This is a genomic window from Pseudomonas sp. BNK-44-b, assembly GCF_047456245.1.
In the GTDB taxonomy this organism is placed as follows: domain Bacteria; phylum Pseudomonadota; class Gammaproteobacteria; order Pseudomonadales; family Pseudomonadaceae; genus Aquipseudomonas; species Aquipseudomonas machongensis.
The window spans coordinates 4,437,205-4,459,453 of the sequence record NZ_CP179908.1 but is presented as its reverse complement, the minus strand read 5'-3'; the positions used below and the strand labels follow the sequence as shown (position 1 = coordinate 4,459,453).

Annotated in this window: 15 protein-coding genes; 12 read left to right on the top strand and 3 right to left on the bottom strand. The window is 66.8% G+C overall.

From position 1 onward, the window contains the following. Nucleotides 1-15: 15 nt before the first annotated feature. From ACMGGG_RS20375 to ACMGGG_RS20320, 12 genes are all read left to right on the top strand, one after another. A complete protein-coding gene (locus tag ACMGGG_RS20375) occupies nt 16-1,365 on the top strand; it encodes an NAD(P)/FAD-dependent oxidoreductase (protein WP_414154313.1) in 1,350 nt (449 codons plus the stop codon). A gap of 12 nt (nt 1,366-1,377) precedes the next feature. Beyond that, the gene (locus ACMGGG_RS20370; protein ID WP_414154312.1) at nt 1,378-2,808 is read left to right on the top strand and encodes a gamma-aminobutyraldehyde dehydrogenase; all 1,431 of its coding nucleotides are present in this window, start codon (nt 1,378-1,380) and stop codon (nt 2,806-2,808) included. 114 nt (nt 2,809-2,922) lie between these two features. Further along, nucleotides 2,923-3,951 carry an ABC transporter substrate-binding protein gene (locus ACMGGG_RS20365; protein WP_063546200.1) on the top strand — a complete coding sequence of 343 codons (1,029 nt, stop codon included), beginning with the start codon at nt 2,923-2,925 and terminating at the stop codon, nt 3,949-3,951. A gap of 50 nt (nt 3,952-4,001) precedes the next feature. Then, on the top strand, nt 4,002-5,033 hold the full coding sequence (locus ACMGGG_RS20360; RefSeq protein ID WP_112899221.1) for an ABC transporter substrate-binding protein: 1,032 nt from the start codon (nt 4,002-4,004) through the stop codon (nt 5,031-5,033). Between the two features lie 69 nt (nt 5,034-5,102). Next, a complete protein-coding gene (locus ACMGGG_RS20355; protein ID WP_063546196.1) occupies nt 5,103-6,185 on the top strand; it encodes an ABC transporter ATP-binding protein in 1,083 nt (360 codons plus the stop codon). Continuing rightward, the gene (locus tag ACMGGG_RS20350; RefSeq protein ID WP_112899220.1) at nt 6,182-7,066 is read left to right on the top strand and encodes an ABC transporter permease; all 885 of its coding nucleotides are present in this window, start codon (nt 6,182-6,184) and stop codon (nt 7,064-7,066) included. Before ACMGGG_RS20355 ends, ACMGGG_RS20350 begins: the two co-directional genes overlap by 4 nt. Before the next feature lie 4 nt (nt 7,067-7,070). After that, nucleotides 7,071-7,892, top strand: coding sequence for an ABC transporter permease (locus ACMGGG_RS20345; RefSeq protein ID WP_054894290.1), 822 nt, complete (start codon nt 7,071-7,073; stop codon nt 7,890-7,892). Continuing rightward, the gene (locus ACMGGG_RS20340; RefSeq protein ID WP_414154311.1) at nt 7,889-9,352 is read left to right on the top strand and encodes a 2Fe-2S iron-sulfur cluster-binding protein; all 1,464 of its coding nucleotides are present in this window, start codon (nt 7,889-7,891) and stop codon (nt 9,350-9,352) included. Before ACMGGG_RS20345 ends, ACMGGG_RS20340 begins: the two co-directional genes overlap by 4 nt. After that, nucleotides 9,349-10,518, top strand: a complete 1,170-nt coding sequence (locus ACMGGG_RS20335; RefSeq protein ID WP_414154310.1) for an NAD(P)/FAD-dependent oxidoreductase — start codon at nt 9,349-9,351, stop codon at nt 10,516-10,518. The genes ACMGGG_RS20340 and ACMGGG_RS20335 overlap by 4 nt, the downstream gene beginning before the upstream one ends. A gap of 89 nt (nt 10,519-10,607) precedes the next feature. Continuing rightward, complete coding sequence (locus tag ACMGGG_RS20330; RefSeq protein WP_054894293.1) at nt 10,608-11,399, top strand: IclR family transcriptional regulator; 792 nt, start codon at nt 10,608-10,610, stop codon at nt 11,397-11,399. Nucleotides 11,400-11,488: 89 nt separating this feature from the next. Beyond that, nucleotides 11,489-11,848, top strand: a complete 360-nt coding sequence (locus tag ACMGGG_RS20325) for a RidA family protein (protein ID WP_414154309.1) — start codon at nt 11,489-11,491, stop codon at nt 11,846-11,848. 4 nt (nt 11,849-11,852) lie between these two features. Then, entirely contained in the window at nt 11,853-13,346 is a 1,494-nt protein-coding gene (locus ACMGGG_RS20320) for a CoA-acylating methylmalonate-semialdehyde dehydrogenase (protein ID WP_414154308.1), read from the top strand. 149 nt (nt 13,347-13,495) lie between these two features. On the opposite strand, the gene ACMGGG_RS20315 is transcribed toward ACMGGG_RS20320, so the two are convergent. Genes ACMGGG_RS20315 through ACMGGG_RS20305 form a run of 3 tightly spaced genes read right to left on the bottom strand, consistent with a single transcriptional unit; the run spans nt 13,496 to nt 22,222 of the window. Then, nucleotides 13,496-15,337, bottom strand: a complete 1,842-nt coding sequence (locus tag ACMGGG_RS20315; RefSeq protein ID WP_414154307.1) for a peptide transporter — start codon at nt 15,335-15,337, stop codon at nt 13,496-13,498. A gap of 8 nt (nt 15,338-15,345) precedes the next feature. Continuing rightward, the gene (locus tag ACMGGG_RS20310; RefSeq protein ID WP_414154306.1) at nt 15,346-19,179 is read right to left on the bottom strand and encodes a filamentous hemagglutinin N-terminal domain-containing protein; all 3,834 of its coding nucleotides are present in this window, start codon (nt 19,177-19,179) and stop codon (nt 15,346-15,348) included. Nucleotides 19,180-19,189: 10 nt separating this feature from the next. After that, complete coding sequence (locus ACMGGG_RS20305; RefSeq protein ID WP_414154305.1) at nt 19,190-22,222, bottom strand: ShlB/FhaC/HecB family hemolysin secretion/activation protein; 3,033 nt, start codon at nt 22,220-22,222, stop codon at nt 19,190-19,192. Nucleotides 22,223-22,249: the final 27 nt, after the last annotated feature.

The window sequence follows — 22,249 nt, the reverse complement described above, 5'->3', positions numbered from 1 at the left end:
TACGTGAGGCTTGAATTGTACGATCCATTGGTTGATGCGAACCCAGGCCGGGCCCAGCCCCATGCGCCGTCCTACTGGGCCGATACTGCAGGTTTGCCGGTCGCCGACGATGGCCCGGTGCGTGGCAACGAAGACGTGGAAGTGGCGATCATCGGTGCCGGCTACACCGGCCTCAGCTGCGCGCTGCACCTGGCTCGCGAGCACGGGGTGCGGGCGGTGGTGCTGGAGGCGAACCAGACTGCCTGGGGTTGCAGCGGACGCAATGGCAGCTTCGCACGCATTTCCGGTGGCCGCGTGCCGCTGGCTGCGCTGATCGAGCGCTACGGCGCCGACACCGCGCGCCAGTACTTCAACGAGATGCGCCAGGCGCTGGACACCACCCGCGGGCTGATCCGCGACGGCCACATCGACTGCGACGCGCAGCCGGATGGCGTGTACAAGGTCGCCAGCAAGGCCATTCACGTCGAGTCGCTCAAGCGCGAAATGGGCCTGTACAACGACCTGCTCGACTACCCGGCCCGCTTCGTCGAAGCCGCCGACCTGCAGGCGGTACACGCGGGTGCCGAGTCGTTCGGTGCACTGCACATGCCCGACGGTTTCAGCATGCATCCGCTGAAACTGGCCTGGGGCGTACAGCGCATGGCCCGCGAGGCTGGCGCGCGGGTGCACACCGGCTCGCCGGTGACCGCCTGGACCAGCAGCGCGCTGGGCCATCGCCTGGTTACGCCAGGCGGAGTGATCACCGCGCGCAAGGTGGTGGTCGCCACCAACGGCTACACCTCGCGCCAACTGCACCCTGCACTGACCGGGCGGATCCTGCCGGTGCATTCGCAGATCATCGTCACCCGGCCGATGAGCGCCGCCGAGAAGCAGGCCAGCCTGCCGGGTGCCGACTGCATGTTCGACACCCGCAACCTGCTGTTCTATTACCGCCGCCTGCCGGACGATCGCATTCTCTTCGGCGGTCGCAGCGCGGTGAACGGCCGCGACGCGGAAAACCCACTGCACCGCGAGCGCCTGCTGGCGGCGCTGTGTCGCAAGTTCCCCGCGCTGCAGGGCATCGACGTGGATTACAACTGGGGCGGCTGGGTCGCGGTGACCAACAACTCGCTACCGCACTGCTACCCGATCCAGGGCGTGGCCAATGCCTACACCGGCGGCGGTTATGCCGGCAGTGGCGTGTCGTTCTCGCTGCAGACCGGCAAACGCCTGGCGCAGATGGCCTGCGGTGAAGCCCGGCCCACACCGGTGCCGTTCCTGCACCAGGCGCCCAAGCCGTTCCCGTTCCAATCCTTCCTGCGTGTCGGCCAGCGCATGGCCTACGCCTGGTATCGCTTCAAGGACGCCGAGCGCGCGTCCGTCTAACTGGAGAGCGTCATGATCTATAGCGAGTACCTTATCGACGGTGAGCTGGTGCGCGGGCAGGGCGACGAGTCGCCGATCCTGGCCCCAGCCGACGAGCGTGTGCTGCATGTGCTGGCCGATGCCTCCCCGGCCCAGCTGGATGCCGCCGTCGATGCCGCCGAGCGTGCCTTCACCGGTTGGGCGCGCACACCACCGCGCCAGCGTGGCTACCTGCTGCTCAAGCTGGCCGAGCGCATCGAAGCCGACGCCCAGGCGCTCGGCACCCTGGAAAGCCAGAACTGCGGCAAGCCGCTGCAAAAGGCGATTGGCCACGAAGTGCCGGCGGTCGCCGATGTGTTCCGCTTCTTCGCCGGGGCTGCGCGTTGCCTGCCGGGCAGCGCCGCCGGTGAATACGTCGCCGGTAGCACCAGCATGATCCGTCGCGACCCGCTCGGCGTGGTCGGGCTGATCGCGCCGTGGAACTACCCGCTGCTGATGGCCGCCTGGAAGCTGGCCCCGGCCCTGGCCGCAGGCAACACCGTAGTGTTCAAGCCGTCCGAGCTGACGCCACTGAGCGCCCTGTACCTGGCGCGGCTGTGTGCCGAGATCTTCCCGCGCGGGGTGGTCAACATTCTCTCCGGGCGCGGTGCCACCCTCGGCGCGCAGCTCAGCGCCCATCCCAAGGTGCGCATGGTCTCGGTCACCGGTGACATCGCCACCGGGCAGGCTGTGGTCCGCGCCGCTGCAGGCAACCTCAAGCGCACCCACCTGGAGCTGGGCGGCAAGGCGCCGGTGCTGGTGTTCGCCGATGCCGACATTCCGGCTGCAGTGCGCATGATGCGTACTGGGGGTTACTACAACGCCGGGCAGGACTGCACCGCAGCCTGCCGCGTGTATGTCGCCGAGTCGGTGCGCGAGCAATTCCTCGAACAGCTGGCTGCCGAGGTCTCGACCCTGCGTACCGGGCACCCGGAAGATCCGGCCAGCGACTTCGGCCCGCTGATCAGCCGTCGCCAGCAAGAGCGCGTGCAGGGCTTCGTCGAGCGTGCCGCGGCGCTGGCGCACAGCGAAGTGCTGGTCGGCGGCAAGGTGGTCGATGGCCCGGGCTTCTTCTTCCAGCCGACCGTCATCGCCGGTGTGCGCCAGGACGACGAGATCGTGCAGAAGGAAGTGTTCGGGCCGGTGGTGTCGGTCACGGCGTTCGACGATGAAGAGCAGGTGCTCACCTGGGTCAACGAAAGCGAATACGGCCTGTCGGCCTCGGTATGGACGCGCGATGTGAAGAAGGCCATGCGCACCGCCAGCCAACTGCAGTACGGTTGTGTCTGGGTCAACCAGCACATGACCCTGGCCACCGAGATGCCCCATGGCGGGCTGCGCCAGTCGGGCTACGGCAAGGACCTGAGCCTGTACGGTCTGGAGGATTACACCAGCGTGCGGCACATCATGATCGACATCGGCTGAGGCCGAGCAACTACACAAGAACACAAGAACACAACAACAAGCAGGGATGACTGCAGGACTGGATGTCCAGACGTTTCGCCAACTGTCTAACTACAACAAATGCAGGGGTTGAACATGAAACGATTCGAATGGCGTGCAGGCACCGTGGCGGTATTGCTGGGGCTGTGCACCTGGCAGGCCCACGCGGCCGAAAGCGTGACCTTCGCCGGCTGGGGTGGCGCCTTGCAGGACGCCGAACGCAAGGCCTACCTGGAGCCCGCGGCGAAGAACCTGGGCATCGCCGTCAAGGAAGACAACATGGACGGCCTGGCGGCGGTACGCGCCCAGGTGATGTCCGGCAAGCCCAAGTGGGATGTGGTTGAGCTGGCCTCCAACGACTGCATGGTGGCCGAGAAGGAAGGCCTGACCGAGCCGCTGGACTTCTCGGTCATCAAGACCGAGGGCGTCGATCCCAGGTTCTACGGCAAGAACTGGATCGCCAGCCACGCCTATTCGACGGTCCTGGCCTGGAGCACCGAAGGCGGTGCCGCCAAGGCCCAGACCTGGAAAGACTTCTTCGATCCGTCCGTGAAAGGGCCGCGCGCCCTGTACCGCAACCCGTTCACCACGCTCGAAGTGGCCCTGCTGGCCGACGGCGTGGCGCCCAAGGATCTTTACCCGCTGGACGTCGAGCGCGCCTTCAAGGTGCTCGAGCGGATCAAGCCGCAGGTGGTCAACTGGTGGAGCAGCGGCACCGACTCGGCGCAGCTGCTGCGCAGCCATGAGGTGGATTTCCTGGCTATCTGGGCCTCGCGTGTCGAAGACCTGAAGAAGGCCGGCCAGCCTGTGGACTACACCTACGACAAGGCGCTGCTCGACTATGACTGCGTGGTAGTGCCCAAGGGCGCGCCGAACAAGGCCCAGGCCATGAAGCTGATCGCGCAGATCATGTCGCCGCAAAGCCAGGCCATGCTTGCCACGCTGATCCCCAATCCGCCGGTCAACAGCAAGGCCTTCGACACCGGCATCATCCCGGCGGAGCTGGCCAGCAAGCTGCCCACGGCACCTGCCAACGTCGACAAGGTGGCCTTCTTCGACCCGGCCTGGTGGCAAGGTCGCCAGGCCGAACTCCAGCAACGTTTCGACCTGTTCATCCAGAACTGATCGACCTTTCCGCGCCCGCTGCGAACGGGCGCGCACCTGGAGAAAAGCACATGCACAAACACATGATCAAAGGCGCTGCGTTCAGCCTGCTGGCCAGCGCGCTGTTCGCTGCCACGGCACATGCCGACGGCGGTATCACCTTCGCCGGCTGGGGTGGCGCCCTGCAGGACGCCGAGCGCAAGGCGTACCTGGAACCTGCCGCCAAGGCGCTGAACATTGCCATCCGCGAAGACAACATGAACGGCCTGGCCGCCGTGCGCGCCCAGGTGATGTCGGGCAAGCCGAAGTGGGACCTGGTCGAGCTGGGCATCACCGACTGCGTGCAGGCCGAGAAAGAAGGGCTGTCCGAGCCGCTGGACAAAAGCGTGATCGATACCCGTGACATCGACCCGGCCGTGGTCGGCAACAACTGGATCGCCAGCCATGCCTACGCCTCGGTGGTGGCCTGGGCCAAAGACACCGGCAAGCCGGTGGCCCAGACCTGGCAGGCGTTCTTCGACCCCAACGTCAAAGGCGCACGGGCCATGTACACCAAGCCCTGGCAAACGTTGGAGGCCGCGCTGATCGGCGATGGCGTGGCCCCGGCGCAGCTGTATCCCCTGGACATCGACCGCGCGTTCAAGGCCCTGGAGCGGATCAAGCCGCAGGTCGTCAACTGGTGGAGCGCCGGTGCCGATTCGGCGCAATTGCTGCGCAGCCGCGAGGTGGACTTCCTGGCAATCTGGAACGGGCGCGTGGCCGAGGTGGCCAAGTCCGACGATGCGGTCGACTACAGTTTCGATGGCGCCATCCTCAGCTACGACTGCCTGATCGTGCCGCGCGGTGCGCAGAACAAGGACCTGGCCATGCGTGTGATCAACCAGATCATGCAGCCGACCAGCCAGGCGACGCTGGCGACCTTGATCCCCTACGCGCCGGTCAACAGCCGCGCCTACGAGGTCGGCCTGATCAGCGCCGAGCAGGCCAGTCGTCTGCCGACCTCGCCGCAGAACATTGCCAAGGTGGCGAAGATCGACCCGCATTGGTGGGTGCAGAACCAGCAGGCGGTGCAGCAGCGTTTCGAGTTGTTCATCGCCCACTAGGACGAGGCGGGCCGTGTTGGCCCGCGTCATAACCCGTGTTCCGTGCCGCTTGCGGCCCCGAGTCTGACCATGTCTGAAGATACGAAGCTCTCGACCTCCATCGACATCGAGCATGTCACCAAGACCTACGGCAGTTTTGCCGCGCTCGATGACGTCTCCCTGAACATCCGCAGTGGCGAGTTCCTGTCGCTGCTGGGCTCGTCCGGTTCGGGCAAGACCACCTTGCTGATGGCCCTGGCCGGCTTCGTGCGCCCGGACGCCGGCAGCATTCGCTTCGGCGGGCGGGAAATGGTGTTCGAGCCGCCGCACAAACGCGACCTGGGCATGATGTTCCAGAACTACGCACTGTTCCCGCACATGAACGTGTTCCAGAACGTCGCCTACCCACTGAAGTTGCGCGGCTACAGCCGTGACGAGATCCGCAAGCGGGTCGGCGAGGCGCTGGAAATGGTCGAGCTGGACAAGCTGGTCGGGCGGCGCATCGACGAGATGTCCGGCGGCCAGCGCCAGCGTATCGCCCTGGCCCGGGCGATCGTCTTCGAGCCGAAGATCCTGCTGATGGACGAGCCGCTGTCGGCGCTGGACAAACGCCTGCGCGAAACCATGCAGCTGGAGATCCGCCGCCTGCACGAGCGCCTGGGCATGACCGTGGTCTACGTCACCCACGACCAGCGCGAGGCACTGACCATGTCCGACCGCATCGCGGTGATGAGCCAAGGCCGGATCCAGCAGATCGATACCCCCGAAAGCCTCTATGAACGCCCGGCCAACCGCTTCATCGCCGAGTTCGTCGGCGAGTCGTCGTTCCTGCCGGTGGCCATGCGCGAGGGCAGGGCGTGGTTCCGCGACCAGCCGTTGCAGGCGGTGTTCAGCGAAGGCTGCCTGAACAACCCGAGCATCCTCCTGCGCCCCGAGAAACTGCGCTTCGTCGATGACGGCCAGCAGGGCCTGAACCTGTTCCGTGGGCAGGTCCACGACGTCATCTACCAGGGCGAAAGCCAGTTGCTGCAAGTGGACCTGGGCGAAGGCACGCAGGTGTCGATCCGCCGCCCCTCGCGCAGCTCCTCCGGTGACCGCCTGCCAACGCGTGGCGATCGCGTGGTGCTCGGCCTGCACCCGCAGGACAGCCTGATCGTGGGGGACTCGGCATGACTGTGCTCAACCTGCAAGGCGCGCTGCATGGCCAGGCCCTGCAACGCGCGGGCAAGCGCCACGGCTGGTTCCTGCTCTCGCCGATGCTGCCGGCACTGCTGCTGGTGCTGGTGACCTTCGTGCTGCCGATCGGCTGGCTGTTCGGCCTGTCGCTGTTCGATGCCGACGGCAACCTCAGCGCCGAGAACTACACGCGCCTGCTGCAACCGATCTACGTGCTGGCGTTCACCCAGACCTTCAAGATCGCCCTGATCGTCACCGTGGTCTGCGTGTTGCTCGGCTATCCCTACGCCTACTTCATGGTCCACGCACCGCGCCGCCTGGCGGGCCTGGCGATGGCGCTGCTGCTGATCTCGCTGTGGACCTCGCTGCTGGTGCGCACCTACGCCTGGCTGGTGCTGCTGCAGCGGCGCGGCCTGGTCAACGACGTGCTGACCTCGCTGGGCATCGTCGACACGCCGCTGGCGCTGGTGCACAACCTCACCGGCACGGTGATCGGCATGACCCACATCATGCTGCCGTACATGGTGCTGCCGCTGTATGCGGCGATGAAGAGCATCAACCCGCTGTACCTGCAGGCCGCCTCGACCTTCGGCGCATCGCCGGTGCGGGCGTTTCGCGATGTGTTCCTGCCGCTGTCGCTGCCAGGCCTGGCTGCGGGCGCGACCTTGGTGTTCGTGCTCAGCCTGGGCTTCTACGTGACCCCGGCGCTGCTCGGTGGCGGCAAGGTGCAGATGCTGTCGATGCGCATCGAGAGCGATGTGTCGATGTACGCCAACTGGGGCGCTGCCTCGTCGCTGGGCGTGGTGCTGCTGGTGGCCACCCTGCTGATCCTGTTCATCGTCAAGAAGATCGCCGGCCTTGGCCGGCGCAGCGAGTGAAGCCATGAACCGACCCCTGAACCACTGGCTGGGCCTGGCCGCCCGCCGCGCCTGGCTGTACTTGCTGGTGCTGGCGATCATGGTGTTCCTGCTGACGCCAACCCTGATCGTGCTGCCGATGTCGCTGTCGGATGCGCGCTACCTGAGCTTTCCGCCCAAGTCGCTGAGCCTGCAGCCGTTCTTCAGCTATTTCGCCTCGATCGAGTGGCAGAGCGCAACACGCATCTCGCTGATCACCGCGACCCTGACCATGATCCTGGCCACCACCCTGGGCACCGCGGCGGCCTACGCCTTGCACAACAGCCAGCAACGCTACCTGGGTGTGCTGCGCGGGTTGATGATGGCGCCGATGATCGTACCGTCGATCTTCATCGCCATCGGCCTGTTCTTCGTCTATGCGCGGCTCGACCTGAACAACAGCATTCCGGGGCTGGTGCTGGCGCATACGTTGTTGGCGCTGCCCTACGTGATCATCAACGTCGGCGCCGGGCTCAAGAGCTACGACATGACCCAGGAGCACGCCGCCTGCATTCTTGGCGCCAGCCGCCTGCGTGCATTCTTCGACGTGACCCTGCCGCAGATCCGCTTCTCGGTGGTGTCTGCGGCCATGCTGGCGTTCGCCGTGTCGCTGGATGAGGCGGTGATCTCGCTGTTCATCAGCGGCGGGGACAGCGCCACGCTGACCAAGCGCATGTTCAGCTCGCTGCGTTCGGAGATCGATCCGCTGATCGCCGTGGTCGCCACCTTGATGACGCTGTTGTCGATCATCATGCTGGCGGTCAGCCTCACTGCGCAGCGTCGCGCCCAGCGCCGGAGCGAGTCATGAGCCTGCGCCTGCCAGGCGCCAGTGGCGCGCCGCTGAGCTTCAGCTGGAATGGCCGCCGCCTGCAGGCCCTGGCTGGCGACAGCGTCGCCCAGGCACTGCTGGCCAACGGCATTCGCGGCCTGGCCTGGACGCGCAAGGCGCACCGGCCCATGGGCCTGTCGGGGCTCTACACCACGGGCGTGCTGGCGCGTGTCGATGGTGTACCCAACGTGCGCCTGGACCAGTGCCTGGTGCGCGAGGGCATGCAGGTCAGCCGGCAGAACAGCTGGCCGAGCCCACGCTTCGACCTGCTGCGCCTGGCGCGGCTGGTGCCGTCCGGCTGGATCAAGGGCGGTTTCGAACAGAGCAACCTGGTGCCCAGCGGTGGTCGACTGTTCCAGCACTGGGAGGTGTTGCTGGCGTTCCTGGCCGGGGTGGCCGAGCCCGCCGACCAGGGCTTCGCCGGCCCACCTCCGTCAGGCCAGCGGCTGCAAGCCGAGGTGTTGGTGATCGGTGCCGGGCCTGCTGGCTGCGCAGCGGCCAACCGCGCTGTGCAGGAAGGGCGCGAGGTGCTGCTGGTGTCCCGTGGCGAGTCGCCCGCGCGCTATGCCCGGCAAGCCGGTGCTGCGCTGCCGACGCTTGATCCGCGGGTGCGCTGCCTGTTCGGGGTGGAGGTGTTCGGTGCCTACCGTGAAGGTCGCCTGCTGCTCGGCGCACCGATCGATTCTGCTCGCGGCGCCGTGGCGCTTGAGGCCGGCGAGGTGATCCTGGCCACCGGGCGCAGGGTGGTGCCGACCTTGGTCGCCGGTGCCTGGCTGCCCGGGGTGATGGATGCGCGCACGGCCCTGGCGCTGGCCAGCGACCGCCGCATTGCGCCGGGCAAATCGGTAGTCGTGCTTGGCGACGGGCAACAGCAGGCCTTGGCCAACCGCCTGCGCCAGTTGGGGGTGCAGGTGGTGGCCGTGGCCGAGGTCAGTGAGCTGCAGCGGGTCGTGGGGCACAACCGGGTCAGGGCTGTACAACTCGAGCGCCTGCAGCCCTGCGATGCGCTGGTGCTGGCCGGCCCCGGGCTGTTCGACGACAGCCTGAGCTTCCAGGCCTCGGCCAGTGGGCGTCTGCAACTGGTCGGTTCGCGTTCTTCGCTACGCCGCGCAGGCAGCGCCGCCGAACCGGACCCGGCGCTGGCCCCCGCGCAGGATGCTGCCGTGTTGCTGTGTCCCTGCTTCGACGTATCCGGACGCGAGGTCGATGAACTGCTGGAGCAAGGCATCGACGACCTGGAGGTGATCAAGCGCCTGACCTCCTGCGGCATGGGCCCGTGCCAGGGCCAACCGTGCTGGGACTCGCTGCGAGCCTACGTCGCCGGACGCCTCGGCGTGCCCGTGCTGCAACTGGCCCGACCGACCCTGCGCCCGCCGCGCCGGGCCCTGACCGTGGCCCAGGCCGCCGGTCTTTGCGACGTCGTGGAGCCTCTGCAATGAACCTGAATGCCCCGCTGCCCAAGCGCTGCAGCATCCTAATCGTCGGCGCCGGCATCCAAGGCCTGTCGCTGGCGTTCAACCTGGCCGAGCGCGGCGTGCGTGACATTCTCGTGCTGGATGCCGGCTACTGGCAGGGCGGTGCGTCGGGGCGCAACGGCACCCTGATCCGCGGTGCCTTCAGCTCGGTGGAGTGGACGCGCTTCTTTGCCTACTCCAACCAGCTCTGGCATGGCCTGTCGCGGCGCCTGGGCGAGAACGTCATGTACTCGATGCGCGGCTACAGCATGATCGGCGAGCGCACGGCCACCGCCGAACTGCTGCACCGTACCCGCGAAGTGCACCGCGAATGCGGCATCGATTCGCAGCTGCTCGACCCGGCACAGTTGCGCAGGGTGCTGCCGGCCCTGGCCCACGAACGGGTCAGCGCCGCCCTGCACCTGCCGGGCAGTGGCGTGGCACCGCACCATGCGGCGATGCATGCCTATCACAAGGCCTGCGAGCGCCTGGGCGTGACCCTGCGCTATCGCACGCCGGTCGCGGCCATCGACCGCAGCGCGGGCCGCGTCAGCGGCGTGCGGGTAGGGGAGCACCGCATCGATGCCGACGTCGTGGTGCTGGCCGGTGGCGCCAACAGCAATGCCCTGGCGCAGATGGCCGGCGTGCCGCTGGAGGGTTACCCGATGCGCCTCGAAGCCATGGCCCTGGAGCCGACCCGCCCGCTGATCGGCCCGGCCGTGGCCCTGCTCGACCGGCTCTGCTACATGCACCAGACCGCCCGTGGCGAGGTGGTGGGCGGCGCCGAGGTGGCCGAGCGCCCGCAGGACACCCTCAATGCCGACGTCCCGGTGATGGCGGCGACCGCGAAGGCCTACATGGAGATGTTCCCGCAACTGGGCCAGGCGCGTATCCTTCGCCAGTGGGCCGGGCTGGTCCACATTTCGCCCGATTTCGGGCCATTGCTGGGGGCGCATCCCGCCTTGCCGGGGCTGTTCGTTAGTGCCGGCTGGTGCTACGGCCATGCCGGGGCGCCAGCGGCCGGCGAGCTGCTGGCCAGGGCCATCGTCGAAGGGACGGTGGACGAACGCATGAAACCCTTCGCTGTCGAGCGCTTCGTACAAGGGCGTCCGGTGGTCGAGCCGGGCATCGTGCTGAGTCATTTCGAATGAACAACCGTGAATGGGAGCATCCTTTCGCGGCGGCCGAGCCGGCCGTCCGGGTTGCCTCCCTCAGAGCTGTCAAAAAAGGATCGAACGCCATGAGCGCCGCTGAAGAATCGCCCCTGTTCGTCACCGCCCTGTCCAAGGGGCTGGCGGTCGTCACTGCGTTTCGCAGTGGCCGGCCGAGCATGAACCTGGTCGAGCTGGCCGAAGCCACGGGCCTGAACAAGAGCACGGTGCAGCGCTCGGTGTACACCCTCGAAACCCTCGGCTACCTGGCCAAGGATGCCGTGACCAAGCGCTATCGCCTGACCCCGCGCTCGCTCGACCTGGGCTCGGGCTACCTGCAGACCAGCGAGCTGGTCGAGCGCGCCAACCCCTACCTGCACGAGCTCAACCGCGACACCGGCGAGAGCTGCAACCTGCTCGAGCCCTGCGGCATGGACATGCTCTATGTGGCGCGCTTCCCCAGCCACAAGCAGATCCCGATCCACGTGCCACTGGGCCGTCACCTGCCGATGTACTGCACCGCCGCCGGCCGTGCCTACCTGGCGGCGCTGCCGGAGCGCGAGAGCGAGGCCATCCTCGATGCCTCGCAGCTGATCGCGCACACCTCCAGCACTGTGACCGACCGCGAGCGCCTGCGCGAGATCATCGCCAATGCGCGCAAGGACGGCCATGCCTTCGCCAGCGAGCAGTACTACGTCGGTGACATCAGCGTGGCGGCGGCGGTGGTCAATGCCGATGGCTACCCGCTGGGCGCGGTCAACGTCGCCGTGCCGCTGGGGCGTTGGAGCCTGGAGGAGGCCAGGAAGGACCTGGCGCCGAAGGTGATCAACACCGCGCGTTCGATTGCCAGTGCCGTGCGCAGCCTGCGCCCTTTGACCTGAAAAAACCTGTGAAGCCCTGTGGGAGCGGTGAATCCGCTCCTGCACGGCACCGCTTTGCCCAAAAACCAGCCCAACCCCAGGAGCCAACCATGTCCATCCAACGTTTCCAGCCCAACAACAACCGCCTCAGCCACGCCCTCGTGCACAACGGCATCGTCTATGTCACCGGCCAAGTCCCGGCCGACCGTACCCAGGACGTGCGTGGCCAGACCGCCCAGGTGCTGGCGCGCATCGACGAGCTGCTCGCCGAGGCCGGCTCCGACAAGTCGCACATCCTCTTCGCCCAGGTGTGGCTCAAGCACGCGGTGCAGGACTTCGCCGAAATGAACGCCGCCTGGGACGCCTGGGTACCGAAGGATGCACTGCCAGCCCGCGCTACCGTCGAGGCCAACCTTGCCGCCGAGAATATCCTCGTTGAAATCGCCGTTCAGGCCGCACTCAAGGAGTAAGGTCATGGCGACGATCAAGCATCTGATCCACGGCGAATCGGTCGCCAGCGGCGGGCGCACTGCCGAGGTGTTCAACCCCGCCACCGGCCAGGTCATCCATCAACTCGAACTGGCCAACCGTGCCACCGTGCAGGCGGCCATCGATTCGGCCAAGGCCGCGTTCCCGGCCTGGCGTAACACGCCACCGGCCAAGCGTGCCCAGGTGATGTTTCGCTTCAAGCAATTGCTGGAGCAGAACGAGGCGCGCATCGCGCAGATGATCAGCGAAGAGCACGGCAAGACGATCGAGGATGCTGCTGGCGAGTTGAAGCGCGGTATCGAGAACGTCGAGTTCGCCTGTGCTGCGCCCGAGATTCTAAAGGGCGAGTACAGCCGCAATGTCGGGCCGAACATCGACGCCTGGTCCGACTTCCAGCCGCTGGGTGTGGTGGCCGGTATCACGCCGTTCAACTTCCCGGCGATGGTGCCGCTGTGGATGTATCCGCTGGCCATCGTCTGCGGCAACGCCTTCATCCTCAAACCCTCGGAGCGCGATCCGAGCTCGACCCTGTACATCGCCCAACTGCTGCATGAGGCCGGCCTGCCCAAGGGCATCCTCAATGTGGTGCACGGTGACAAGGAAGCGGTGGATGCGCTGATCGAAGCACCGGAAGTCAAGGCCCTGAGCTTCGTCGGTTCGACGCCAATCGCCGAATACATCTATGCCGAAGGCACCAAGCGCGGCAAACGCGTGCAGGCGTTGGGCGGGGCGAAGAACCATGCGGTGCTGATGCCCGATGCCGAGCTGGACAATGCGGTCAACGCGTTGATGGGCGCCGCCTACGGCTCGTGCGGCGAGCGCTGCATGGCGATCTCGGTGGCGGTGTGCGTGGGCGACCAGGTTGCCGATGCGCTGATCGCTAAACTGCAGCCGCAGATCAAGGCGCTGAAGATCGGTGTCGGCACCCAGTGCGGCCTGGACATGGGCCCTCTGGTGACGGCGGCTGCACGCGACAAGGTGCTGGGCTATATCGACGATGGTGTCGCGGCAGGGGCCGAGCTGGTGGTCGATGGTCGCGGTTTCTCGGTGGCGGGCAACGAGAACGGCTACTTCGTTGGCGGTACCTTGTTCGACCGGGTGACGCCGCAGATGCGCATCTACCAGGAGGAGATCTTCGGGCCGGTGCTGTGCGTGGTGCGCGTGCAGAGCCTGGAGCAGGCCATGCAACTGATCAACGATCACGAATACGGCAATGGCACCTGCATCTTCACCCGCGACGGCGAAGCTGCGCGGCTGTTCTGCGACGAGATCGAGGTAGGCATGGTGGGTGTGAACGTGCCGCTGCCGGTGCCGGTGAGCTACCACAGCTTTGGTGGCTGGAAGCGCTCGCTGTTTGGCGACCTGCATGCCTACGGGCCGGATGGCGTGCGCTTCTATACCCGACGCAAGGCGATTACCCAGCGCTGGCCGCAGCGCAAGAGCCACGAGGCGTCGCAGTTCGCGTTCCCTAGTCTTTGAGGATGATCTGACTGGCGCTTTCGCGGGCAAGCCCGCTCCTGCAGGTTTATGAGCAGCCTCTCAAATGTTGGACACCCGTCCGCTTTTGGGGGGCAGCTCATGTGGGAGCGGGCTTGCCCGCGAAAGCGCCGGTCAGGCCACCACAACACTCAGCTACGGCACGCCAGCAACGCCAACAAATGCTCGGCAAAAATCTCCGGCCTGCCCTCGAACAACCGCTGTAACGGCTTTCCACTCCCCAGATGCGCATACAGCGCGCCACGCTGCGTCGGCTCGCTCACCATGCGCACTGCCGCCTCGATGTACTGCTCCACCGTCGCGGCAATGGTCCACCCAGGCAACCCCGCCCGCCTGAACAACCCCTCGTCGATATGCTCGAACACCTCCGGCCCGGTCTTGCACACCCCCGGCAACCCCAAGGTGAAGGCGTCGATGATGCCGTTGGTGTTGCCGAACGGAAACGGACTGAGGAACAGGTCGCAACGGTCGAAGGTGTCCAGGTACTGCGCATAAGGCTGGTGTGGGTGCACTACGGCATCCGGGACATAGCGGCGGATCAGGCGCTGTAGCTGCGGATAGAGCAACCCCTGCGCCTGGCCGATGAGAAAGTGCAGGCGCACGCGGCGGCCATGGCGCTCGCGGCTGAGCTCGACGATCTGCTGGCAGGCCTGGAGAAACTTCGGGTTGAGCTTCATGGTGGTGGCCGCCACGGCAATGGCCACCTCGGGGCTGTCGAGGCGTTCGCGGGCACCGAGCCTGACTTCGATCGCCGAGGGGCGGTACGGCTGGCCGTCGCTGGGCAAGAGCAGAAGGCGCTCGCTGAAGCACGCAGGGTCGCCGACGAAGTCCTCCTCGACACTGATGTAGTCCACATGCCGCGAGCCGGTGGTCGCCGGGTGCCCGAGCGCGGCCACCTGCAACGGCGCCAGGCGCAGGTTGGCGACGAACAGGGTGAGCGGGAACATGCCGACACTGGGCATGTACAGCACCTGCGGGCGCGCTTGTTCGGCGAGACTGCGCACCTGGCGCACGCAGGCGAGCAGGTCGTCCGGGGCCTTGAGTTCGATGAAGCGGTCGAACACCTTGCGCCCCAGTTCGTCGACATTGTTGGCATAGCCGACTGCCCACAGCTCGAAATGCTCACGGGCCGCTTCCAGGGTGCGCGAGTGGGTGCGGTAGATCGAATGAGCACCGGAAAACCATTCCAGCACCACCAGCATGCGCGGCTTGCCTTGGCGCGTGCTGGCTGGCGCAGACAGCGAGGCGATGCCTTCGGCGTCCAGCTTGCGCTCGATCAGGCGGCAGATCGAACGCTTGATGCGGTGGCGCTGCGGCAGGTCGGCGTAGCTGCAGTGCATGTACACGTCGTGGATGATCGCCAGCGGCAACTGATCGAGGCTGTCGAGGCTGTCCAGCCGTTCGGGCAGCCAGGCCAGCAGCGCCTCGCGCTTGGAGTGCGCCGCAGGCGTGCCGAGAAAGCGCGGCGACAGCAGGGCCATGAACAGCGCCATCGCCAGTTGCGGGTTCTGCGTCCACAACAGCTCCACATCCAGCGGCAACTGCGACTCCGGCGAGTAGAGGATGCAGAACTTCACCCGTTGTTCCGGCGCCACTTCGAAGCGCTGGCTGTCCTGGCCGTGCAGGTTGAGGGTGCGCAGGATGTGGTCGGCGTTGATGAAGGCGCTGGCGGCGAACAGCGCCGACAGCCAGCGCTGGAAGTTGATCAGCTGGTCGAAGCCACCGGGGCTGATCTGGAACTGCGGATCGCTGAACAGTGCGCTGATCGCGCAGGTCAGGCGCGTCAGCACGTGGGCTTCGAGTTCGTCCTCGGGCACTGCCGGCGACACCGACAGCCTGAACTCCCCGGACAGCTTGCCGTAGTGGCGGTCGATGATCAGCAGCAGGCGCACCAGCTCGCGCGCCGCCTCCTCGTGCTGGCGCGTGTAGCAGAGCTGTTCGAAGTGTTCCAGCGCGAACGGGGTCTGGTTCATGGCGGGCCTCAGTCTTGCGCGAGCGTGGCGTCGCCGAGCAGGGCCAGGTCCAGGTGGATCTGGTCGAGCTGCGGCTGCAACGGCGTTTGCCGGTAGTCAGGGTAGAGCACCTGGCTCCAGTTGGCGTTGGCCATCTGTTTTTGCTGGTAGCCACGCACATCGGCGCTGCTGCGCTCGAGCAGCGTGGCGTTGACCAGCCCGCCCAGGCGCTGCAGCACCGCGCCGCCGTTGGCGGTGAGGGTGGTGCTGTCGCTGCCGTGGACGATATAGGCGCCGCTGTCGCTGTCGGCATCGATCAGCAGCACACCGTCGTCGACCTGCAGCAGGTTGCTGCCGCTGGCGAAGTTCAGCGCCGTGCCACTGTCGCTGCGGGCGGTGAGGGTCAGGTTGCCGTGGCCAGCGGCGATCAGGCTGTTGGCACCGCTGCCCGAGCCGTTGAAGGTGATGCCGGTGGCGCCGTTGCTGCCGGTGCCGCTCAGGCTGATATCGCCACCTGCCGACTGGATCATCACGCCATTGGGCCCGGTGCGCAGGAACACGCCGTTGCCGTTGGCGCCGCCGTCGCTGCGCCCGTTCAGGCTGATGGCGCCATCCTGGGTGGCGATGGTGACCGAGCTGCTGGCGCTCGAAGGGTAGAAGTGGATGCCGTTGGCCTGCTGCGAATAGCCCTGGAGGCTGATCGAGCCGCTGCCGGTGGCGCGCAGGTCGGTCTGCCCGGTGAGCATGCTGATGCCATGGGCAGCGACCGCGCTGCCGTCGAGGCTGAGGGTGCCGTTTTCGACGCTCAGGCGGTTGATGCCACTGCTGTAGAAGTCGATGGCATCACCTGCGGCGGTAGCGCGGCCGACCAGGCTGACATTGCCGGAGCCGGTGGTCTGGATGATGTTGGTGACGCTGAGCAGGGCGATACCGTGGTCCAGTTCGTCGTTGTTGGGCGAGTGGAAGTGGCCGTCGAGCAGGATGTTGCCGCCGTTGGAACTGATGCGGTTGGTCGAGGCGGTGCCGCTGCCGCCCAGGGCGATGGCATCGGAGGTGCCGACCGAGTCGCCACGCAGGGTGATGTTGCCAGTCCCTGTGGTGATGGCTACGCCGCGCGAGCTGCCCGTGGAGTTGAGGAAGATGCCGTAGCCGCCCCAGCTGTTGCTGCTGGTGCCGCTGATCAGCACATCGCCGCTATCGCTGCCCAGGTCGATGGCGGCGCCACGGCCGGATGGCGCGATGTCGACGCCGCGCCCCGAGGCGCTGGTGCCTTCCAGCACCAGGTTGCCGCTGGCGCTGTTGACGCGGATGTTCGAGTAGTCGCCGCTGGCATCCAGGTAGAGCGCACGGAACGAGCCGGAGCCGGTGTTGATCACCGCGTTGTCGGCCCTGAGCCGCACGTCGCCGGCGCTGCTGGCGATGTTGATGCGTGAGCCCGGTGTGTTGGCGTTGCCGTTGCCCGCTGCGATCAGCGCCAGGGCCGGGGTGCTGCCGCCAGTGGTATTGCCTTCGACGGTGATGTCGCCGGCGCTGGTCAGGTTGATCGAGGCGCTGGCGCCGGTGACGTTGAGCGCGGTGCCATAGCTGCCGCCGCTGTCGCCACCGAGCACGATGCGCCCGCCGTTGTCGCCGCGCAGGTTGACCGCGCCGGTGCCGGAGGCGGCCACATACAGGCCGCGGTTGCTGGCGCTGCTGCCCTTGAGCGTAAGCGTACCGCTGCCCACCGAAAGATTCTGCGTGGAGCCTGCGGCGGTGGAGCAGACCAGCACGCCGAAACCTAAGACGGCATTGCCGCTGAGGGTGACATTGCCCGCGCCGCGGGCGGCGATGTTGTTGCTGGTGCTGAACACCCGCGCGCCGTTGCCGCCGCCGAGGTTGTCGGCGCTGATGGCGATCGAGCCTGCGCCGTCGGTGAGCAGGTTGCTGCCGCCGGTGAGGATGAAGGCATCGCCTGTGCCGCTGGTGCTGGCCTGGCGGGCAATGATGTTTATGTTGCCGCCACCGGCATCCAGGGTACTGCCGGAGATGTTCACCGCCGTGGCGCTGGAGCCTGATGCCAGGGTGCTCGAGGTCGCGCCACGGAGGCTGATGTCGCCGCCGTTGGTGGTGATCCGCGTGCCGTTGCTGATGGCCACGCCCGTGCCGTTGCTGACGTTGGTGCTGGCGTAGCCATTGACCGGGTCGGCCGCGCTGCCGAGGGTGAGCTTGCCGCCGTTGGTGTTGATGGTGGCGTTGTTCAGGGCGATGGAGCCGTTGCCGCTGTTGTTGAAGTTCGACAGCATCGAGACGTTCAGCGACTTGCCGTCTGCGTTGCTGATGCTGGTGCCGTTCATGTTGACGTTGCGGTGGGCGATCAGCGTCAGACTGGCATTGCCTCGGGCCTTGACGTTGTCCAGGACGTTGATGTCGCCGGAGGTGCCCGCCCCGGAAGAGGTCTGCACGATGATATTGGCACCTTCGCTGAGCGAAGCGTTGAGCGTCGCCGAGCTGAGGTTGGAGCTGCGCCCGGCGTTGGGGGTGAACGGGCTGCTGCTGGAGGTGCCATTGCTGGCACCGCTGGTGATGTTGATGTTGAACGGATCGAGCAGCCAGGTGCCGCCCTGGCCGGACGCTGCCGCCAGGTTGACCAGGCCGGTGACGTCCAGCGCGTTGCCGGAGGTCTCGACCAGGCCGCCCTTGCCGGCACCGGCGCCCGTGGCGCTGATCCCCCCTTCGAAGCGGGTGCTGTCACGCGACCAGAGGATGACCTTGCCACCGTCGCCGTCGCCCAGTGCGTTGGCCTCAATGCGCGCATCCTCGCCCATGTAGGTCGCCGTGGCCTGGTGCAGCGGGCCGCTGCCCTGATAGTCGCCGCCCAGCAATACGGTGCCGCCGCCGGTGCTGCCGGAGGTGTCGATGCGGCCTTGCTCGAACAGGCCGACGTATTCGCCGGTCAGGGTCACGTTGCCGCCATGCTCGCCTGCGCCACGACCGGAGGCGTCGATCACCCCGCTGTTGGCGACTACGCCATTGTCGCCGCCGTCCAGGACGATTCGGCCGTTGCGCTGTTGCAGGCTGCGCGCCTCGATCACGCCTTCGTTGTTGACCACGCTGCCGACCATTGCATCGCTGGTGCGCGCGCTCATCAGCACGGTGCCGCCGTCGGCCTGCAGCAGGCCGCGGTTGGCGACGCTGGCACCGACTGCCGCTTCATCGACCTGCAGGTTGATCAGGCCGTCGCCGTTGTAGTCGAGGGTAATCTTCTCGCCCCCGCCGAGTACCACCGAGCCCATCCGCGCGATCACCGCGCCTTCGTTGCGCACCTCGCCGCCGAGCAGGGCAACGCTGCCACCGTCGGCGGCGCGCAGGGTGCCCTGGTTGATCACCGCGCCGCGCTGGCCGTCACCCTGGAAGCGCAGGCGACCGGCCTTGAAGTCGTCGTCGTTGATATCCAGGGTACTGGCGACCAGGCCGCCGACGTCGACCGATGCACCGTTGCCGAACAGCACGCCGCTGGGGTTGATCAGGTACACCTGGCCGTTGGCGTTGAGCTGGCCGAGGATCTGCGAGGCGTCGCTGGCGGTCACCCGGTTCAGCGCCACCGCCGAGGCGTTGGGCTGGTGGAAGTTGACCTGGGCGTCCTTGCCGATGTTGAAACGCTCCCAGGTGGCGATCAACTGCTGGCTGTTCTGGGTCACGTCCAGCACGTTGCCGGCCTGGCTGATGCCGCCGCTGCCGGAGGTGATCTGGCCGTTCGTTGGCAGGGCGCCTGCGTCCAGCGCCATGGCGTGCTGCGGCATCAGGCCGTGCACGGCGCAAAGTACCGCGAGGGCCAGGGGTTTGAGTGTCGGTCGTTGGCGACGACGGGAAAGGGTGGCGTGCATGGTCGTCTCCTCAGAACGAATAGTTGAAGCCGGTGCCGATGGCGTTGATCGTGGTGCCCACGCCCGGCGAGTAACCGCTGGCGGCAAAGGCGCCGACCACGGCGAAGTTGTAGTTGGCCAGCGACTCGTTCTGCAGCAGCACGTAGTGGGCGAAGATCTCGCTGTTGCGGCTCAGGCGATAACCCACGCCCAGGGCGTACTGGCGTGCACCCATGCCACTGGTGTCGCACTGATAACCGGCCGCCGAGATCATCTTGCAATCGCCGGCCAGGGCGCGGGCGTAGCTGGCACGCAGGCGCCAGGCGCCGAGGCGGTGGCTGACGCCGAGCATGTAGGCGCGGCGCTTGTAGTCGGACAGGTCGCTGACGTTGAGGCTGTTGTTCACCACGCCATCCTCGGAGTAGTGCAGTTCGTCGGCCACCAGCGACAGCTGGGTATTGCCGATCTGGTAGCCCAGGCCCAGGCGGTAGCTGTAGTCGTTGGACGAGGTGCCGTAGGTGACGTGGGTGTTGCTGCCGACCCCACGCGAGTTGCGGCCCAGGCTGGCGATGCCGAAGTAGTCGACATGGCGCTCGGCCGCAGCCACCGCGGTGAAGCCACCGTTCTGGTAAGTCAGGCTGCCGCCATAGAGGTAGCCGTTGTCGACGTCTTCCGCGGCGCGGGTGCCGTTGTTGGAGTAGGCCAGCTTGAGCGTCAGGCCGTTCCACTCCGGCGACCACCAGGCGACCATGCCGGACTGGCGCCGGTTGAACGCGGCATCGGAGCTTTCGCTGCTGTCGGCCCTGCTGGCCGGGCCGTTGACGTTGCTGGCCATGCTGACGTTGAAGCCCGGCGAGCCGATGATGTTGTAGTAGGCGCCAGCGGTCTTGCCGTTGAACGGATCGAGGCTGGTGGTGCTCTCCTTGAGCGGCATGTCCCAGACCCCGTAGAGCAGGGTGCCGTAGCGGTCGTCGTCGAAGGCCACGGCGGAGTTGCGCAGGCGGGTGTTGGGCGAAATCGACTTGGGCGCGGTTTCGTCGCCCGACAGCGTGTAGTTGACCGAGATGCCGTATTCGAGCTGCCAGAGGAAGCGCGAGGTGTCGCTGATCGGGATACCGGCACGGGCACCGACATAAGAAACGTTGTCGCGGGCACGCAGGTAGCTGTTCATGTTGCGCCCGTTGGGCGTGGCCAGTTTGCTCTGGTCGGCGGGGGCGGCGCGGGTCGAGTCGCGCCGATCGACGTACTCGGGCACCAGGCCCAGCGAGCCGTAGAGGGTCAGCTCGGTGCTCTTGTCACGAAAGTCCTCGCGGGTGCCGAGGTCTTTGGCCAGGCCCGCGAAGGCCTGCGGCGAGCCACTGACCGAGAGCCAGAAACGCTTGGCGTCGCGCTCGTCGCTGGTCGGATCGTCGCCGTTGGAGAAGGCCAGGCTGGCGTTCATCACCAGGTCGCGGTGATAGATGTTCAGGCCCACTCCGTAGCCGTGGCGGCTGAGGCTGTTCTCGCTGTCGTCCCAGGGCTTCTTGTTGACCTTCACCCGCCCCGCATCGGCGAACAGCGCGCCTTCGGCGATGGCGCCGTGGATGTTGCCCAGGTACTTGCGCAGCTCGACCCGGCCGAGCAGGCCTTCGTCACCGGCCGCTTCGCCGACCCCATAGGCGCGCACACCGTTGGGGCCGCCGAGTGTGAATTTCTCCGAGCTGTCGAGGTTCTTGTCGGCCCACTGGCCGCTGATGGCGGCATACAGCGAGTAACCGCCGCCGAGCGCCTGCAGGCGGCTGAACGACAGGGTGCCCTTGTGGTAGGTGCCGGCGGCCTCGGCGGTCAGCGCGTCGAGGGCTGCGTCGAGCGGGGTGTTCTTGTCCAGGTGGCCGATGCCATAGCCCAGGCTCCAGCGGTTGCTGCCGGCCCAGCCGTCACGCCAGTCGCCGTAAAGGGTCAGGCCGCGGAACACGGCGCTCTTGCGCACCTCGAAGGCGCCAGCGGCGTCGTCGAAGTAACGGTGTTCCTGGGCCAGGTTCAGGCCGATGTTGGCGTCGCGGCTGCGCAGCAGCGAGGCATCGACGAACAGTGCCGAAACCTCGGCGCTGCCGCTGGCGTTGGCGGTCTTCAGGCCCTTGCCGATGCTGTAGTCCATCTCGGCGTAGCTGGCGCCGACGCTGACGCCGCTGGCACCCAGCGGCAAGCGCATGCCCACGCCCTTGATATCCAGGCCCTCGAAGCTGGCCTGGTTGTTGAAGTACAGGCTTTCGCCGAAGCCGAAGGCGTCGTTGAGGCTGACGTTGGTGCTCATCCGGTTGCTGCCGGTGTAGTAGTTGCCGTAGTTGTCGAAACTGACCCGGCCGGTCCAGGCAGTCATCTCGCTCAACTTCAGTACGATGTCGGCGGCGCCCGGCTGGCGCGAGGGTTGCAGAACCGCGCGCACGGAAACCCCGGCGATATCGGAGAGGCGCAGCAGTACGCGCTCCATGTCCTGCTCGCGAATCACGCTGCCGCTGGGCAGTGCGTCGACGAAACGCTGCTGCATGCCGGCATTCAGGCGCACACCCGGGCCCGGCTCGGTGCGCACCGTGCCGACCTTGCCCTCACGCACCTCAAGGGTGACCACGCCGCCTTCGATTTCCTGCGGCGGCAGGTAGGCGCGGGCCACCAGGTAACCGCGGCTGCGGTACAGCGCGGTGACTCGGTCGGCGGCGGCGCGCAAGCCGTTGAGGTCGAGTTCGCGGCCGAGGTCGTTCTGCAATTCCTGTTGCAGGCGCGATTCGCTGATCTCGCGGTTGCCGGTGAGCTTGAAGGCCGTGACCTTGAAGCTGAACGAGGGGGCCGCCGGATGATTGCCCTGGGCCTGGCGCTGGTCGTCCTCGGCCTCGATGCGCACGTTGCCTTGGGGCTGCTGGCTGCGCTGCGCCGGGCGCAAGCTGTCGCGGTTGGTGTCGAACAGTGAGCCGGCGCTGGGCAGGGTTTCACCCTGGGCCTGGCCGGCGAGCACGGCGGCGGTGAGGAACGTCAGGGCGCGCGGGTGCAACGCCCGGCGCACGGAGGCGGCGAGATAAGTCCGGGTCATGGCAGATGCTTTTGTTGTTTTTGTAGG

Bases quoted from the DNA above. Each gene is read 5' to 3' on its own strand.
- ACMGGG_RS20370 (WP_414154312.1), top strand. From the start codon at position 1,378: ATGATCTATAGCGAGTACCTTATCGACGGTGAGCTGGTGCGCGGGCAG.
- ACMGGG_RS20365 (WP_063546200.1), top strand. From the start codon at position 2,923: ATGAAACGATTCGAATGGCGTGCAGGCACCGTGGCGGTATTGCTGGGG.
- ACMGGG_RS20360 (WP_112899221.1), top strand. From the start codon at position 4,002: ATGCACAAACACATGATCAAAGGCGCTGCGTTCAGCCTGCTGGCCAGC.
- ACMGGG_RS20355 (WP_063546196.1), top strand. From the start codon at position 5,103: ATGTCTGAAGATACGAAGCTCTCGACCTCCATCGACATCGAGCATGTC.
- ACMGGG_RS20350 (WP_112899220.1), top strand. From the start codon at position 6,182: ATGACTGTGCTCAACCTGCAAGGCGCGCTGCATGGCCAGGCCCTGCAA.
- ACMGGG_RS20345 (WP_054894290.1), top strand. From the start codon at position 7,071: ATGAACCGACCCCTGAACCACTGGCTGGGCCTGGCCGCCCGCCGCGCC.
- ACMGGG_RS20340 (WP_414154311.1), top strand. From the start codon at position 7,889: ATGAGCCTGCGCCTGCCAGGCGCCAGTGGCGCGCCGCTGAGCTTCAGC.
- ACMGGG_RS20335 (WP_414154310.1), top strand. From the start codon at position 9,349: ATGAACCTGAATGCCCCGCTGCCCAAGCGCTGCAGCATCCTAATCGTC.
- ACMGGG_RS20330 (WP_054894293.1), top strand. From the start codon at position 10,608: ATGAGCGCCGCTGAAGAATCGCCCCTGTTCGTCACCGCCCTGTCCAAG.
- ACMGGG_RS20325 (WP_414154309.1), top strand. From the start codon at position 11,489: ATGTCCATCCAACGTTTCCAGCCCAACAACAACCGCCTCAGCCACGCC.
- ACMGGG_RS20320 (WP_414154308.1), top strand. From the start codon at position 11,853: ATGGCGACGATCAAGCATCTGATCCACGGCGAATCGGTCGCCAGCGGC.
- ACMGGG_RS20315 (WP_414154307.1), bottom strand. From the start codon at position 15,337: ATGAACCAGACCCCGTTCGCGCTGGAACACTTCGAACAGCTCTGCTAC.
- ACMGGG_RS20310 (WP_414154306.1), bottom strand. From the start codon at position 19,179: ATGCACGCCACCCTTTCCCGTCGTCGCCAACGACCGACACTCAAACCC.
- ACMGGG_RS20305 (WP_414154305.1), bottom strand. From the start codon at position 22,222: ATGACCCGGACTTATCTCGCCGCCTCCGTGCGCCGGGCGTTGCACCCG.